Source organism: Acidovorax sp. (genome assembly GCF_034519795.1).
In the GTDB taxonomy this organism is placed as follows: Bacteria; Pseudomonadota; Gammaproteobacteria; order Burkholderiales; family Burkholderiaceae_C; genus Acidovorax.
Map to the genome: position 1 here is coordinate 75,822 of NZ_JAXHOB010000024.1, position 15,994 is coordinate 91,815.

At 68.2% G+C, this 15,994-nt stretch carries 12 protein-coding genes and 2 tRNA genes; 8 read left to right on the forward strand and 6 right to left on the reverse strand.

Going from position 1 to position 15,994, the window contains the following annotated elements; all coding sequences use genetic code 11:
- The first annotated feature begins 585 nt into the window (after positions 1-585).
- On the forward strand, positions 586-759 hold the full coding sequence (locus U5N23_RS26700) for a hypothetical protein (RefSeq protein WP_322595733.1): 174 nt from the start codon (positions 586-588) through the stop codon (positions 757-759).
- Positions 716-3,496, forward strand: a complete 2,781-nt coding sequence (locus U5N23_RS26705) for a DUF349 domain-containing protein (protein ID WP_322595734.1) — start codon at positions 716-718, stop codon at positions 3,494-3,496. Before U5N23_RS26700 ends, U5N23_RS26705 begins: the two co-directional genes overlap by 44 nt.
- Before the next feature lie 232 nt (positions 3,497-3,728).
- Here the strand turns inward: U5N23_RS26705 and U5N23_RS26710 are convergent.
- Positions 3,729-3,813 (reverse strand) — tRNA-Leu (locus U5N23_RS26710).
- Positions 3,814-4,115: 302 nt separating this feature from the next.
- Positions 4,116-4,200: transfer RNA gene (locus U5N23_RS26715), tRNA-Leu, on the reverse strand.
- Between the two features lie 19 nt (positions 4,201-4,219).
- Here U5N23_RS26715 and rnr point away from each other — a divergent pair.
- Positions 4,220-6,553 (forward strand): ribonuclease R, encoded by a 2,334-nt coding sequence (gene rnr / locus U5N23_RS26720; protein WP_322595735.1) that lies wholly within the window; start codon positions 4,220-4,222, stop codon positions 6,551-6,553.
- A 54-nt stretch (positions 6,554-6,607) separates the two neighbouring features.
- Here rnr and U5N23_RS26725 read toward each other — a convergent pair whose 3' ends face one another.
- On the reverse strand, positions 6,608-7,600 hold the full coding sequence (locus U5N23_RS26725; RefSeq protein ID WP_322595736.1) for an alpha/beta fold hydrolase: 993 nt from the start codon (positions 7,598-7,600) through the stop codon (positions 6,608-6,610).
- 97 nt (positions 7,601-7,697) lie between these two features.
- On the opposite strand from U5N23_RS26725, the gene U5N23_RS26730 reads away from it, so the two are divergent.
- Positions 7,698-8,417, forward strand: coding sequence for an AraC family transcriptional regulator (locus tag U5N23_RS26730; protein WP_322595737.1), 720 nt, complete (start codon positions 7,698-7,700; stop codon positions 8,415-8,417).
- 27 nt (positions 8,418-8,444) lie between these two features.
- On the opposite strand, the gene U5N23_RS26735 is transcribed toward U5N23_RS26730, so the two are convergent.
- Genes U5N23_RS26735 through U5N23_RS26745 form a run of 3 tightly spaced genes read right to left on the reverse strand, consistent with a single transcriptional unit; the run spans position 8,445 to position 12,635 of the window.
- Positions 8,445-9,965 (reverse strand): NAD(P)H-hydrate dehydratase, encoded by a 1,521-nt coding sequence (locus tag U5N23_RS26735; protein ID WP_322595738.1) that lies wholly within the window; start codon positions 9,963-9,965, stop codon positions 8,445-8,447.
- A 53-nt stretch (positions 9,966-10,018) separates the two neighbouring features.
- Entirely contained in the window at positions 10,019-11,251 is a 1,233-nt protein-coding gene (locus U5N23_RS26740) for an FAD-dependent oxidoreductase (RefSeq protein ID WP_322595739.1), read from the reverse strand.
- Positions 11,252-11,300: 49 nt separating this feature from the next.
- Positions 11,301-12,635 carry an amidase gene (locus U5N23_RS26745; RefSeq protein ID WP_322595740.1) on the reverse strand — a complete coding sequence of 445 codons (1,335 nt, stop codon included), beginning with the start codon at positions 12,633-12,635 and terminating at the stop codon, positions 11,301-11,303.
- Positions 12,636-12,803: 168 nt separating this feature from the next.
- Between U5N23_RS26745 and rpsB the strand changes: the two genes are divergently transcribed.
- The 4 genes from rpsB (at position 12,804) to frr (ending at position 15,994) form a co-directional block, all read left to right on the forward strand.
- A complete protein-coding gene (gene rpsB / locus U5N23_RS26750; protein WP_322595741.1) occupies positions 12,804-13,556 on the forward strand; it encodes a 30S ribosomal protein S2 in 753 nt (250 codons plus the stop codon).
- Positions 13,557-13,664: 108 nt separating this feature from the next.
- Positions 13,665-14,594 (forward strand): translation elongation factor Ts, encoded by a 930-nt coding sequence (tsf, locus tag U5N23_RS26755; protein ID WP_322595742.1) that lies wholly within the window; start codon positions 13,665-13,667, stop codon positions 14,592-14,594.
- Positions 14,595-14,650: 56 nt separating this feature from the next.
- Positions 14,651-15,373 carry a UMP kinase gene (gene pyrH, locus U5N23_RS26760; protein WP_007852283.1) on the forward strand — a complete coding sequence of 241 codons (723 nt, stop codon included), beginning with the start codon at positions 14,651-14,653 and terminating at the stop codon, positions 15,371-15,373.
- A gap of 60 nt (positions 15,374-15,433) precedes the next feature.
- Complete coding sequence (frr, locus tag U5N23_RS26765; protein WP_322595743.1) at positions 15,434-15,994, forward strand: ribosome recycling factor; 561 nt, start codon at positions 15,434-15,436, stop codon at positions 15,992-15,994.

A 15,994-nucleotide genomic window follows, 5' to 3' on the forward strand; every position in this document is an offset into this window, starting at 1 on the left:
CTTTTTCACCCGAAGCGGTTACCCGGCCGAGCACAGCCCGGTGACGGCCATGTGTCAAATTCAATCGGCTTTTACCGCACCATTGCAAAACCGGGTTGAGGTCGGCGGCCGACTTTGGTAAGGTTCGTCTGCCTGTTGATTTCAGGCATCGCCAGACGAAGCGAACTCTCCCGCCGATGGGCATTCAGTGCCGCGGTGCAGCAGATGAAACTTCCACGGCACCCCCTGGAGGCAATACCTTGCCTCCTCGCATGGTGGACCCTCATCTCCGCCTTGCGAAACGATGGCAAAGACCGTTGTGTCAGCCGTCAAGCCCGGGAGACTGTCCACTTCGGAAAGTCCCCCGGGCTTTCTTGTTTGTGGGCCGCGCCGCGGGGTCCTCGGCGGGTCTTCATGGGCCCCTGTCGAACTGCCTTGAGGCATTGAATGGGCCCTTGCCGCATATATATAGATAATGGGGGCAATTCCCAGAGCGGGCACAGGCCCCTCTGAGACACCGCAACCCTGCGAAGCAGGGTGCAGATGCCCGCACACCGGGTGGCCCTGGACAGGACATCCCCGAGGGATTCCTTGCCAGGACGGCTGGTGGCCCGCCTGCACGAACCCGGTGAAAATAGCCCGTTTTCTGCCATGTACCTGCTCTGGCTGGCGCAAGCCCTGGTGGCCTTGCGCACCCATCCAGAGCAGGGATGGCCGTTCGTAATCCATTGGATCCATGTTTCCATTTTTTTCCCGCAGCAAAATGTCCGACGCACCTGAAGTGAATCCGGCCCCGGCCAAAACCCAAGAGGCGCATCCCCTGGATGCGCTGACCGGCGGCGCCTTCTCTGCCGCTACCTCGGGCGAGCGCGCCTCCCGCATCCGCGACTGGCTGGCCACGCAGCCTGCGCAGGAGCAACTGCAGGAAGTGTTCAAGGAGCTGAGCGGCCGCGACAAGGGCGCTGCCCGTGCCGTGCGCGAGCGCCTCGACGAGATCCGCCGCGCCAAGGGCCAGGAAGTGATTGCCGCCGAATGGGCCGAGAAGGCCCAGGCGCTGCTGTCCGCGCCCAAGCTGAACATCGCCGATGCCCTGGCATGGCAGCGCGACGCGGCCAAGGCCGGCGCGCCGCTGTCGCGCGAACCGCTGTCCCTGCTCAAGGTGCAGGTGGCCGACCGCGTGAAGGTCATCGAAGACCTGCAGCACCGCGTGCAGGTGCAGCGCGAAGCTGCCGTGCTGCTCGCGCAGCGCATCGAAGTGCTGTCCACCAAGCCCTGGCGCGACGCGCATGGCGCGCTGGAGTTGCTGCGCGCCGACGTGGCCCGCTGGCAGGAGCAGGCCCAGGAACTGACGGGCGACGCCAGTTGGCCCAGCGTGGAAGCGCGCTTCCCTCCGCTGCTCGATGCCTCGCGGACCCAACTGCTGGTGGTGTGGGATGCCTTCCAGCCCGCCGTGGCCCAGGCGGCCGCTGCCGCTGAAGACGCCAGCGCCCCCCTGCCACCCGTGCCCGTGTGGGCCGATGAACTGCGCTCCGCCCGTGGTCTGCCCACCGAAGCCGCCGCGGCAGCGGCTGCCGCAGGCGCGGCTGCGGGCGCGGCCAAGCCTGCCCGCACGCCGAACAAACCCAAGGTCGATCCCGAAGTGCGCGACAAGGCTGTGCAGGCCGTGCGCGACGCCCTGGTGGTGCTCGAGAAGGAAACCGCCGAAGGCCATGGCAAGGCCAGTGCCGGCGCTGCCGCCGCACTGCGCGCCGTGCTCAAGAACCACGGCAAGCACATCGATGCCGCGCTGGAGCAGCAGGTGCACACCGCCCTGGTGGCTGCCGGCGAGCTCGAAGGCTGGCAGCGCTGGGGTGCCGACCAGGTGCGCGAAGACCTCGTGGCCAAGGCCGAAGGCCTGCTCAACCGCCCCGAGGGCCAGGCCCTGGGTGGCCGCAAGATGCAGGAAACCCTGCGCGCCCTGCGCGAGCAGTGGAAGCAGGCCGACCAGGGCGGTGCGCCCAACCACGGCCTGTGGAAGAAATTCGACGAGGCCTGCAACGCCGCGCACAAGGTCGTGGAAGCCTGGCTCGACAAGATCCGCGCCGATGCCGCCGAGCACAAGGCCCAGCGCCTGGCCCTGATCGAAGAGGTCAAGGCCTGGACGCAGGAACATGCCGCCTCGGGCGACTGGAAGGGCATCAACCGCGCGCTGTACCAGTTCGGTGACCGCTGGCGCGAAGGCGGCCACGTGGGCGAGAAGATCTTTGCCGAGCTGCAGCCGCTTTGGAAGCAGGCCATCGCCGGCGCCGCCGCGCCGCTGGAAGCCGCGCAAAAGGAAAGCCTGGCCCGCCGCCACGCCATGATCGACGAGGCCGTGGCCCTGGGTGCCGCGCCCATGCTGCGCATCGACGCCGTCAAGGCGCTGCAGCAGCGCTGGCAGGCCGAGGCACAGACCGTGCCGCTGGACCGCAAGCACGAGCAAAAGCTCTGGGATGCCTTCCGCAAGCCCATCGACGAAGCCTTCAACCGCAAGTCGGCCGACCGCGAAAAGGCCGTGACCGAACTGAGTGCGCGCGACCGCGTGGTGCTCGACGCCTCCAAGGCCCTGGAAGCCGCCAACGCCACGGGCGATGCGCAGCAGATCCGTGCTGCGGTGCAGGCCCTGGAGGCTGCACTGCGCGGCCAGGCACAGGCCGCCGAGGCAGCCGCTTCGGCCCAGAAGAGCGAGCAAAGCGCTGCCGCATCGGTGGCGCAGGCCGACGAAACCGCTGCTGCAGCCGGTGAGGGCGAAGCGCCTGCGGCCGAGGCGGGTGCTGACGGCGAAGCTGCGGCCCCGGCCGCCGCGCCCGTGGCGCCGCCCAAGCCCGCCCGCCCCGTGGTGGCCGTGCGTGGCGACGACCGCCCCGGCATGAAGAAGGACGCACCCGCAGCCCCTGGCCGCGGCGCGCGCCCTGGCGAGCGCCGCGATGGCGGCCGTGGCGACGCAGGCCGTGGCGGCCCGCGCGATGGCCGTCCTGGCGACCGGGGTGGTGACCGTGGTGGCCGCTTCGGCGACCGCCCGGCCTATGAAGACCGCGGCCCGCGCCTGGGCGACACGGCCTTCCGTGCCCAGCGCGACGCCATGGAGCACGCCCAGATGGCGTTGAAGAAGCTGGCCGCGCAGGCCCACGGCGAGGCGCTCACGCAGCTGCTCACCGCCTGGGAAAAGCGCGACGCGGCACAGGTGCCGAGCACGCAGGACCTGGGTGGTCGCGTGACCCCGGCCGTGCGCACGTCCTGGACGCAGGCCCTGTCGACCGCGCCCAAGGGCGATGCGGCCGAAGCGCTGCTGCGCCTGGAGATGGCGGCCGAGGTGCCCACGCCGGCCGAGCATATCTCCGCGCGCCGCCTGCTTCAGTTGCAGTTGCTCACGCGCCGCAACGACCCTGCGCCCGAGCAGACCTGGGGTCAGGATGCTGCCCGCGTGCTGGCCAGCCCGAGCGACGCCGCCACGGCCCGTCGCCTGCAGAACGTGCTCAAGAACCTGCTGCGCAAATAAGCAAGGGGTAAATGCAGGGCCTGTGGGGCCTGCACTGCCTTCGAAGCGCCTTCGTGTGCATGCCCTGGGGCATGGATGCGAAGGCGCTTTGTATTTGGTGAGATGGGAGGGTGGGTGTGGGCGCGTGCCGGGGCCCTGGGCGCATCGGCCATGCACCGGTGGGAACTGCGCTGCTGTGAGTGCAGCCGCAAAACAAAAAAGCCGTTGCGAATGCAACGGCTTTTTCTTTGTTTGGTGCCCAGGAGAGGACTCGAACCTCCACGATGTTACTCGCTAGTACCTGAAACTAGTGCGTCTACCAATTCCGCCACCTGGGCTTTCAGATCAGCTTTGAATTATAGAACGTTTTTTGGGGTCGCCAGCAAAGTTGCCCACTTTTTTGAAAATTGTTCGCCGCGTGCTGCTTTTTTGCGGCGTGCGAGCGACCGCGCACGGGGCATGTCCTCATGCGGCCGATGGCGTTCGGTCGTGCAGGCACGGGACCGTGCGCATTGCCCATCTTTTGGTCGTCGCCTGGCTTGTGCGTGGCGCGAGATGCATGGGTTGCGGAAAATAAAAAAGCCGCTGTGGGTACAGCGGCTTCGATATTTTGAAAACCATCACCGGTTCTCGTTAAACTTGGTGCCCAGGAGAGGACTCGAACCTCCACGATGTTACTCGCTAGTACCTGAAACTAGTGCGTCTACCAATTCCGCCACCTGGGCATTTCAGGAAAGACTCAGATTGTATATCAAAAAAACCACCCCCGGCGCGCAGTCCGCGCATTTGTCGGACGAAATCGAAGGAAGCGTACAGGGGCACCGTGATGGCCATGGTTTTGTCATCCGTGACGATGGCGAAGGCGACATCTACATCCCCCCCAATGAAATGCGCGCCGTGCTGCACAAGGACCGTGTGCGCGTGCGCATCGTGCGCCAGGACCGCCGCGGCCGTCCCGAAGGCCGCGTGGTCGAGATCATCGAACGCCCGCCCCAGCCCATCATCGGCCGCCTGCTGCAGGAGAGCGGCGTGTGGCTGGTGGCGCCCGAAGACAAGCGCTATGGCCAGGACGTACTGATCCCTAAGGGCGCCACCGGCGCCGCCAAGCCCGGCCAGGTGGTCGTGGTCGAACTCACCGAGCCGCCGGCCCTGTTTGGCCAGCCCGTGGGCCGCATCACCGAAGTGCTCGGCGAGGTGGATGACCCGGGCATGGAGATCGAGATCGCGGTGCGCAAGTACGGCGTGCCGCACGAGTTCTCGGCCGAGTGCCTGGCGCAGGCCAAGGAGCTGCCCGACAAGGTGCGCCCGCAGGACAAGAAGCGCCGCGTGGACCTGACCGACGTGCCCCTGGTCACCATCGACGGCGAAGACGCGCGCGACTTCGACGATGCCGTGTACTGCGAGCCCGCGCGCGTGGGCCGCGGCAAGGGCTGGCGCCTGCTGGTGGCCATCGCCGATGTGAGCAACTATGTGGAGACCGGCAGCGCCATCGACATCGATGCCTACGACCGCGCCACCAGCGTGTACTTCCCGCGCCGCGTGATCCCCATGCTGCCCGAGAAGCTGTCCAACGGCCTGTGCTCGCTCAACCCCGATGTCGAGCGCCTGTGCATGGTCTGCGACATGCTGGTCAACGCCAAGGGCGAGGTGCATGCCTACCAGTTCTACCCGGCGGTGATGCACAGCCATGCGCGCTTCACGTACACCGAGGTGGCGGCCATCCTGGCCAACACGCGCGGGCCCGAGGCCAGCAAGCGCAAGGAGCGCGTGCCCGATCTGCTCAACCTGCATGACGTGTACCGTGCGCTGCTGATTGCGCGGCGCCAGCGCGGCGCGGTGGACTTCGAGACCACCGAGACGCAGATCATCTGCGACGAGAACGGCCGCATCGAGAAGATCGTGCCGCGCACGCGCAACGACGCGCACAAGCTCATCGAGGAGGCCATGCTGGCCGCCAACGTCTGCAGCGCCGACTTCATCGCCCAGGGCGGCCAGCCCGGCCTGTTCCGCGTGCATGAAGGCCCCACGCCCGAGAAGCAGGAGATCCTGCGCAACTACCTCAAGGCCATGGCCGTGGGCATGACCATCGGGGACGATCCCAAGCCTTCGGAGTTCCAGGCCATCGCCGAAGCCACCAAGGACCGGCCCGACGCCCAGCAGATCCACACCATGCTGCTGCGCTCCATGCAGCAGGCGATCTATACGCCCGTCAACAGCGGCCACTTCGGCCTGGCGTTCGAGGCGTATACCCACTTCACCAGCCCCATCCGGCGCTACCCCGACCTGCTGGTGCACCGCGTGATCAAGGCCATCCTGGCCAAGACGCAGTACAAGCTGCCCTCGCTCCCCACGCCGGGCGAGGCCCATGCCAAGCTGGCCAAGCGCCTGGCCTCGCGCGTGGCGGCGCCCGGCACCAAGCCGCGCAAGGACGTCAAGCCGCCCAGCCGCGAGGTCCAGGCCTGGGAGGCCGCGGGCCTGCACTGCAGCGCCAACGAGCGCCGTGCCGACGAGGCCAGCCGCGACGTGGAAGCCTGGCTCAAGTGCAAGTACATGCGCGAGCACCTGGGCGAGGAGTACAGCGGCGTGGTCAGCGCGGCGACGAGCTTCGGCATCTTCGTGACGCTGGACGCGATGTACGTCGAGGGCCTGGTGCACATCACCGAGCTCGGTGGCGAGTACTTCAAGTTCGACGAGGCGCGCCAGGAACTGCGCGGCGAGCGCACCGGCATCCGCTACGCCATCGGCGCGCGCGTGCGCGTGCAGGTCAGCCGCGTGGACCTCGATGGCCGCAAGATCGATTTCCGCCTGGTGCGCGAAGGCGAGGAGCTGGTGGGCCGCGCGCTCAAGGACAAGGGCGTGTCGCAGGACGGGCCTGGCGGTTCCGGCAAGGGCCCGCGCAAAGGCGGCAGCGGCGGGCGCTCCAAGGCCAAGGCCGCCGATCCCTCGGCCACCGAGATGGCCTCGCTCACCCGTGAGCGTGCCGCGCGTTCACCGATCCAGGAGCTCAAGGCCTCGGTGAAGAAGGCGGCCGCCAAGGGCAAGCCCGGCAGCAAGGGGCGCAAGCCGCGCCGTGGCTGAATCTGGAGCATTCCGACGAACCGAACAGCCCGCGCTTGCGCGGGCTGTTTTTTTTCAGGGCATTGCTGAGCGCCGGTCCGGGCCCTGCGGTGTTGCCTGTTGCAGGAACGCGAGGTAGCGCTGCGCCGTTTCGCCCGGGGCTTCCATCATGGGCAGGTGGCCGATGCCCGGCAACGGCTCGATGCGCGCGCGGGGCAGCAATGCGGCCAGTGTCTGGGTGCCCGAAATGTCGAAAACCCGGTCCTGCTCGCCCCAGAGGGCCAGCGTGGGCTGCGGCAGGCCGGTCGCCAGCCGCTCGCCCAGCAAGTACCGGTCCTTGAGCTGTGCGTCCCACAGCCGTGTGTTGGATGCCGTGTTGCGCAGGGCATCCTGCTCGCTGGCGTGCAGGATGGGGTAGGGCAGGAACGGGCGCTTTTCGAACACCAGCGCCATCATGGCCTCGAACGCGGCGGCATCGGCGGCCACCAGCGGGCGCTGCCCGGCCTCGATGAGCTGGTCCATGCGGCTCGGTTGCGGCGAGCGCAGCCCGTGCGGTGCGCCGATGAAGGCCACGCTCGCCACGCGCTGCGGGTGCTCCATCGCCAGCAGCGCCGCAATGGTGCCGCCCATCGAGTTGCCGGCCAGGTGGGCCCGGTCGATGCCCCAGGCATCCATCAGCTCGCGCAGGCGCCTGGTGTGGGCCGCGTAGTCGTAGGGCAGGGCCTCGTCGCGCGTGCTCTGGCCAAAGCCTGGCAGGTCGGGGGCGATCACGCGGTGCGTGGCGGTGATGGGGCGCGCAAAATCCGCCCAGTGGTCCTTCTCTGCAAAAATGCCGTGCAGCAGGATGATGGGCAGGTCGCCATGGCCTTGCGGCGTGCCGGGCGGGGTCGGGCCGCTGTCCAGGTAGTGCACTTCGTGCCCTGCGATGCGGACGGTCTTGGCCGATAGGCCCGAAAGCTGGCGGTTGAGGTCCAGCAACGGTTGCTTGAACAGGCTGGGGGTGCCGTAATAGAGCGCGGTGGTGGCCAGTGCCAGTGCCGCTGCGGTAGAAATGAGGATGCGCTTCAAGAACAGGTCTCCGTGGTGGGGGATGGATTGCGCTTGAAGGCTACCGGGAGTGCCGTTTGAAAACTTGCATGTTTGGGCTATGCCAGCGCACAACACCTTGACCTTGGGCCCGGACCGGGCCCTGTATGTCGGCGACCTGCCGCCCACGGGTTGGCATTGCCATGCGGCGCCGGTGCTGCTGGTCGGCCTCTCGGGCCGCTTTGCGCTGCACCTGGGGCTCGGCGTTGTCGAGTCCTGCCACAGCGCGCTGGTCGATGCGGGGGTGGAGCATCTGCTGGACCCCTGCGGCGAGCAGGTGGCGCTGATGTACCTGGAGCCCGACTCGCGCGAGGCCCGTGGCCTGCGCCGCCAGTTCGAGGCAAGGGGTGGCGTGATTCCCGATGTCGCTGTTCCCGTTGGTGCGCGCAGCGCCATGGATGCCCATCTGCGCCACTTCGACCTGCATTCCCTGCTGCGGTTGCCGTGGGCGCCGGCGGCACCGCTCGATGCGCGCGTACGGCACAGCCTGCAGGCCCTGCGCACGCCGGGGGACGGCCGGCTCCTGCGCGATGGACTGGCGGCCGAAGTGCAGCTGTCGGCCTCGCGCTTCAACCACCTGTTCCGTGCCGAGATGGGCGTCAGCCTGCGCAGCTACCGGGTGTGGTCGCAGGTGCGCCTGGCCATGGCGGGCCTCGCGACCAGCCCGCGCCTGACCGATGCAGCCCTGCACGGCGCATTTTCCGACTCGGCGCATTTCAGCCGCATGTTCCGCCAGACCTTCGGCATGACGCCGTCGAGCGTGCTCAAGCCCCTGAAAGAGGTGCTGCTGGTGCCGTGACGCCCGGGGCGTGGTGGGAGGGGGCGGTCAGCGGCCGATCCGCCGGGCCAGTGCGCTGGCCGTCAAGGCCTGGCCCTCGGGCCAGAGGTCGGCCGCCAGGCCATGGGCGTAGACGGCTTCGCTGGCCGCGCGCAGCGCGCTCGCGCCCGCCGCCAGGCGTGCGCCCACCATGCCGGCCAGCACGTCGCCCGTGCCGGCGGTGGCCAGCCGGCCATTGCCGGTGGGGTTGATGGCGGGCACGCGGTCGGCCGCGCTCACCACCGTGCCCGAGCCCTTGAGCACGGCCACGCAGTTGAACTGCGCTGCCAGTTGCTGCGCCGCATCCAGCCGGTCGGCCTGCACCTCGGTGGTGGTCAGGCCCAGCAGGCGCGCGGCCTCCAGCGGGTGCGGGGTGAGCACGGTGGGCTGGCCATGCTGGCCGCGCGCCACCACCAGGGCATGCAGCGCTGCGTCGCGCGCGATGAGGTTCAGCGCATCGGCATCGAGCACCAGGCGTGCCGCATGTACGATCACCTCGCGCAGCACGCTGCCCACCGCCTCGCCACCGCCGCAGCCGCAGACCACGGTGAGCTGCTTCAGCTCCAGCGCGCTGAAGCGGCGCAGCATCAGCTCGGGCTGCTGAAGGTCAACCTCCTGGTGGCCCGCATCCAGCAGCGCCACCAGCACGCGGCCCGCGCCCTGGTGCAGGGCCGCCGATGCCGCCAGCAAGGCCGCGCCGGCCATGCCCATGCCGCGCTGGGCCAGGCCTTCGCCGCCCACCACGGCCACATCGCCATGGCTGCCCTTGTGGCTGGCATGCGCGCGGGGTTCGGGCAGCGGTGGGCCCGTGAGCCAGGCATTGGGAGGCTCGTGGCCGGGTGCCACGCCCAGGTCGTCGAGCCATACGCTGCCCGCTGCATCGCGCCCGGCAGCGGTGAACAGGCCTGGCTTGAGCGTGAGCAGGCTCAGCGTGTGGCGTGGCGAGGGGGCGTGGTGCAGGAGTGCTTCGGGCGCCAGGCCCGCGCCGAACTGGCCGGTGTCTGCAGCGAGGCCCGAGGGCAGGTCCACCGATAGCACGGGGGCCGGACTGGCCTGCAGTTGCCGCAGGCAGGCCAGCAGGCGCTCATGGGGTGGGCGGGGTGCGGCACCCGGTGCCGGCGCGGTGATGCCGATGCCCAGCAGGGCATCGATGCACAGGTCGGCCCCGGTCAGGTCGGTGGGGGATGCATCGGCCCATTCCACCCCGGCGGCCAGGGCCCGCTCCCAGGATTGGCGCGCGTCGGGCGGGGCGGTCTCGGGCGTGCCCAGCCAGGTCACCACCACCCGGCGCCCGGCCAGGCGCAGGTGCATGGCGGCCTCCAGTCCATCGCCGCCGTTGTTGCCCGCACCGCAGGCGATCCACACCGTGCGTGCATGGGGTGCCAGGGCCTGGGCGAGTTGCGCCACGGCCAGGCCAGCGCGCTGCATCAGCGTGTGGGGTGGCAAGCCGGCGGCGGCTGCGCGCTCGATGCGGCGCGTGGCAGCGGTGTGGTGCAGGGCATGGGGCTGGTGGGGGGTGATGCGGTGCATGGCAGGCGGGCAATGGGGCCGCTGCATTGTGCGCCGACCTGCTCCCTGCAGGCTCAAAACCGCCGCATGCCCAGTCCGTCGAGGTTGATCTCGGGGCTGCGCTGGGCCACCAGGTCGGCGATGGCGCGGGCGCTGCCGCTGGCCAGGGCAAAGCCGCCCGTGCCGTGGCCGGTGTTCAGCCACAGGCCGGGTATGCCGCTGGCGCCGATCACAGGGGCGCCGTCGGGCAGCATGGTGCGTGCGCCGCGCCAGGTCTGCACGCCCCCCGAGAGCTGTGCGCCGCCTGGGAACCAGTCGTTGAGCGCGCGGTACAGGCGCGCGACGGAGGGGGCGTGGTGCTCTGCGTCGGCGCTGCCCAGCTCGGCCCCTCCAGCCACGCGCACGCGCAACCCCAGGCGGGTAATGCTGATCTGCTGCTGCACGTCGACCACGCTGGCCTGCGGGGCGTGCGTGTCTTCACGCAGCGGCGCACTGACGGAGTAGCCGTACACGGGCGTCATCGGCAGTGGCAGGCCGAGCGCCGGCAGCAGGGCGGCCGAGGCCATGCCGGCGCACAGCACCACGGCGTCGAAGCGGCGCGGCGTGGCCTCGCCCTGCACCGCCACGCCCATGGGGTGGGTCGACAGGCGGTCCACGCGCGTGCCGAAGGCGAATTGCACGCCCCCAGCCTGCGTGCCCTGGCGCAGCAACTGGGCGAACAGCCGGCAGTTGCCTGCGGCGGCGCCGGGCAGCGAGATGGCGCCGGCCAGCGGTGTTTCGGGCGACAGGCCGGGTTCCAGCTTCTGGGCCGCGGCGGCATCGATCTCCTGCACCGCCACGCCCGCTTCGCGCAGGCACTGCAAGGCGGGTTGCAAATGGGCGCGGTCCTGTTCGGTGCGCAGCAGCAGCAGGCGGCCAGGGCTGGCCTCGAAGTCGAGTTCGTGTTCGGTGGCGATTTCCAGCGTGCGCGCCAGGCTGTACTGGGCCAGGCGCTCGAGCGCAATTGCCGGCCCGGGGCCGCGCCTGGCCAGGCGCTTCCAGTGCCACAGCCAGGACACGTCGGCGCGGCCGAAGCCCTGGGCCAGGCGCACGTTCGATTGCGCTCCCAGGAGCCGCGCGGCAGGCGCCATGCCTGGCAAGGACCAGGGGGTGGGCAGCACCGGGGCCAGCAGGCCGGCGGCGGCAAAGCTGGCATCTTCGGCGGCGGCGTTGCGCTGCTCGAACACGGTGACCTCATGGCCGTCGCGCGCCAGTTCGTATGCGGTGGTGACGCCGATGATGCCGGCGCCCACGATGGCAATCTTCATGAATGGGAAGTATGGCTGCCGTTTGCTGCTTTGCAGCAAACGGCAATTGTTATTTTTCTTGCAGTGCTTCTTCGATGCGCAGGCCGGTATTGAGGATGCCGTCGTCGCGCAGCGCCCCATGCCAGACCATGAGGCCGACCGGGAGTTCCCCCTGCACATGGCAGGGCAGCGACAGGGCGCAGCCGTCCAGCAGGTTCACGAGGCTGGTGTTGCGCAGCAGCAGGGTGTTCACGCGAAAGAACTCCTCGTCGCGCTCGGCGCCCGGCGCCACGCTGGCGATGCTGGGGGCGGTGATGGGCACGGTGGGCGAGAGCAGGGCATCGTAGCCATCGATGGCAGCGTGCATGCGCTGCTGCCAGTGGCGGCGGGCATCGATGAGGGCAATGTATTCCCAGGCCGCGAGCGTGGCACCTTTTTCGATGCGGGCGCGCACCCGGGGGTCGTACTGGCCGCCCTTGGCGGCCAGCAACTCGCGGTGCCAGGCATACGCCTCGGGTGGCGAGAAGCCGTACGCGGGCTGCTGGGCCGACTCGGGCAGGGCGATGGTGTCGATGCGCGCGCCGGCGCGGCGCAGGGTGGCGAGCGTGCGCTCGAAGGCCTGGGCCACCGTGGCGTCCAGGCCGTCCAGGAAGAGGGTGGTGGGCACGGCCAGGCGGTAGCCGGCCAGCGGGGCCGGGCTGCGCGTGACGCGGGTGGCCGACAGCAGTTCGTGCACCACGATGGCATCGCGCACGCTGCGTGTCATGGCGCAGGCCGTGTCCAGCGTGGTCGACAGCGGCACTGCGCCCGTGGTGGGCACCAGGCGTTGCGTGTTCTTGAAGCCGACGATGCCGTTGAGCGCGGCCGGGATGCGGATCGAGCCGCCTGTGTCCGAGCCCAGGCCCACGAAGGCTGCGCCCGTGGCCACGGATACCGCTGCTCCCGACGACGAGCCGCCGGGCACGCGCGCCTCGCCGGGCAGGGCGCCAAAGCGCGCATCCCAGGCGGCGGGCGTGCCGAAGTGGGGGTTCACCCCCACGCCGGAAAAGGCGAACTCGACCATGTTCGTGCGGCCGATGAAGCTCGCGCCCGCGGCGCGCAGCCGTGCCACGGCCGGGCTGTCCAGCTGTGCCGGGGGGCTGCCGGCGAGCGCCGTGGAGCCCGCTGCCGTGGGCTGGGCGGCGATGTCGAACAGGTCCTTGATCGATACCGCCAGGCCGGCCAGGGGCTTTTGCGCCATGCCCGGCTGCACCACGGTGGTGCGCGCGGTGTCGAAATGGGTTTGCAGGAAGGTATGGGCATTGGCCGGTGCCCCTGCCGCAGCGATGCAGCGTTCGAGTTCGGCGGCCGGGGTGCTGGTGCCGGCCCGCAGGGCCGAGCGGGTGGCAAGAAGGTCGGGGAGCATGGGTGTGCTAGAATCCTTGGGTTTTGCTGGGAGCAGCAGCGCTTTGCGCGTGGCAGCTTTCGCAAGACCAATCGCAAACCAGCCCTGTCAAGGTGTTGCAGCGTTCGTGGGAAACACGGCGTGGCAAATATTGGGGCTGATTTTAGACCTAACCTTTGGAGTATTTTTATGTCCGTTACCATGCGCGAAATGCTGGAAGCCGGTGTCCACTTCGGTCACCAAACCCGCTTCTGGAACCCCAAGATGGCCCCCTACATCTTCGGCCACCGCAACAAGATCCACATCATCAACCTGGAAAAGTCGCTGCCACTGTTCCAGGAAGCACAGAAGTTCGCCAAGCAACTGGCTGCCAACCGTGGCACGATCCTGATGGTCGGCACGAAGCGCCAGGCCCGCGAAATCCTGTCCACCGAAGCCCTGCGCGCCGGTGTTCCTTTCGTTGACCAGCGCTGGCTGGGCGGCATGCTGACGAACTTCAAGACGGTGAAGACCTCGATCAAGCGCCTGAAGGACATGAAGGCCCAGCTGGAAACCGGCCTGGACAGCCTGAGCAAGAAGGAACAGCTCACGTTCACCCGTGAGATCGAGAAGCTCGAGAAGGACATCGGCGGCATCCAGGACATGGCTGCGCTGCCCGACGCCATCTTCATCATCGACGTGGGCTTCCACAAGATCGCCGTGGCCGAAGCCAAGAAGCTCGGTATCCCGCTGATCGGCGTGGTCGACACCAACCACTCGCCAGAAGGCATCGACTACGTGATCCCCGGCAACGACGACTCGGCAAAGGCCGTGACGCTGTACGCCCGCGGCATCGCCGACGCGATCATCGAAGGCCGTGCCAACGCAGTGAACGAAGTCGTCAAGGCCGCTACCTCCGAGAGCAGCGACGAATTCGTGGAAGTGCAAGAAGCCGCTGCCTGATAGCCCGGCTGCGCGATCCGTCGCGAACAAAAGCGGGGCTCCTGGTTAGCCCCCTTTTTTTTAGCCCGAATCTGAAGACTCACTGAACTGAACACCGAAGGAACAAAGATGGCTGCAATTACCGCAAGCATGGTTGCCGAACTGCGTGGCAAGACCGATGCCCCGATGATGGAATGCAAGAAGGCCCTGACGGAAGCCGATGGCGACATGGCCAAGGCCGAAGAGCTGCTGCGCGTCAAGCTGGGCACCAAGGCCGGCAAGGCCGCCTCGCGCATCACCGCCGAAGGCGTGGTCGCCAGCTACATCAGCGGCACCACCGGCGCCCTGGTCGAGGTGAACAGCGAAACCGACTTCGTGAGCAAGAACGACAGCTTCATCGCACTGGCCAACGCCGCTGCCGAACTGATCGCCAAGCACAACCCCGCCGACGTGGCAGCCCTGGGCGCACTGGCCTATGAGCAAGACAGCTTCGGCCCCACGCTGGAAGACGTGCGCAAGGGCCTGATCGGCAAGATCGGCGAGAACATGTCGTTCCGCCGCTTCAAGCAGTTCAGCGGCGCCAGCAAGCTGGCCTCGTACCTGCACGGCACGCGCATCGGCGTGGTCGTCGAGTTCGAAGGGGACGAAACGGCAGCCAAGGACGTTGCCATGCACGTCGCTGCCATGAAGCCCGTGGCCCTGACCAGCGCCGACGTGCCTGCCGACCTGATCGAAAAAGAGCGCTCGGTGGCTGCTGCCAAGGCCGCTGAGGACAAGGCCAAGGCCGAAGCCGAAGGCAAGCCCGTGCAGTCCGACGAAATCGTCGCCAAGCGCATCGAAGGCGGCGTGCAGAAGTACCTCAAGGAAGTCTCGCTGTTCAACCAGGTCTTCGTGAAGGCTGCGGACGGCAAGCAGACCGTCGAGCAGATGCTCAAGGCCACCAACACCACCGTCAAGGGCTTCACCCTGTACGTGGTGGGCGAAGGCATCGAGAAGAAGGTCGACGACTTCGCAGCCGAAGTGGCCGCCCAGGTGGCTGCCGCCAAGGCCGCTGCCTGATCGTTCCCCGCAACAACCCCACCAAAGCCCTGCACCACCTACCGGAGAAATTTCCCATGTCCAACGCTGCACCAGCCCACAAGCGCATCCTGCTCAAGCTGTCTGGTGAGGCGCTGATGGGGGATGACGCCTTCGGTATCAACCGCGCCACCATCGTGCGCATGGTGGAGGAGATCGCCGAGGTCACCCGCCTGGGCGTGCAGGTGGCGGTGGTGATCGGTGGGGGCAATATTTTCCGTGGCGTCGCGGGCGGCTCGGTCGGCATGGACCGGGCCACCGCCGACTACATGGGCATGCTGGCCACCGTGATGAACGCGCTGGCCCTGGCCGATGCGATGGACAAGCAGGGCCTGATCGCCCGCGTGATGTCCGCCATCGCCATCGAACAGGTGGTCGAGCCCTACGTGCGCCCCAAGGCGCTGCAGTACCTCGAAGAGGGCAAGGTCGTGGTCTTCGCGGCCGGCACGGGCAACCCCTTCTTCACCACCGACACGGCTGCAGCCCTGCGCGGTGCCGAAATCGGCGCCGAGCTGGTGCTCAAGGCCACCAAGGTGGACGGCGTTTATACTGCCGACCCCCAGAAGGATCCCACGGCCACGCGCTACACGAAGCTCAGCTTCGACGAGGCCATGTCCCGCAACCTGGGCATCATGGATGCGACCGCCTTCGCCCTGTGCCGCGACCAGAAGCTGCCGGTGCGGGTGTTCTCGATCATCAAGCACGGCGCACTCAAGCGCGTGGTGATGGGCGAGGACGAAGGCACGCTGGTCTACGCCTGATGACGATGCACGGGCTGGCTGCGTGCCGGCCCGTCTCTGGTCCGCCCCGAGGAGAAAAACATGACGATTGCCGACATCAAGAAGAACGCAGAAACCAAGATGGACCAGTCCATCTCGGCCTTCAAGAACAACCTGCAGAAGATCCGCACGGGTCGCGCCAACCCCTCGCTGCTCGATAGCGTGCAGGTCGAGTACTACGGCTCCTTCGTGCCCCTCTCCCAGGTGGCCAACGTGGCGCTGATCGACTCGCGCACCATCAGCGTGCAGCCCTGGGAAAAGGGCATGGGCGCCAAGATCGAGAAGGCCATCCGCGAAAGCGACCTGGGCCTGAACCCGGCCTCCATGGGCGACCTGATCCGCGTGCCCATGCCGCCGATGAGCGAAGAGCGCCGCAAGGAAATGACCAAGCTGGCGCGCACCGAGGGCGAGAGCGCCAAGATCGCCATCCGCAACCTGCGCCGCGACGCCAACGAAGCCGTCAAGAAACTGGTCAAGGACAAGCTGGCCTCCGAAGACGACCAGAAGCGCGCCGAAGCCGACGTGCAGAAGTTCACCGACCGGCACATCGCCGAAGTCGATGCGCTGGTGGCGGCCAAGGAACAGGAAATCATGGCGGTCTGA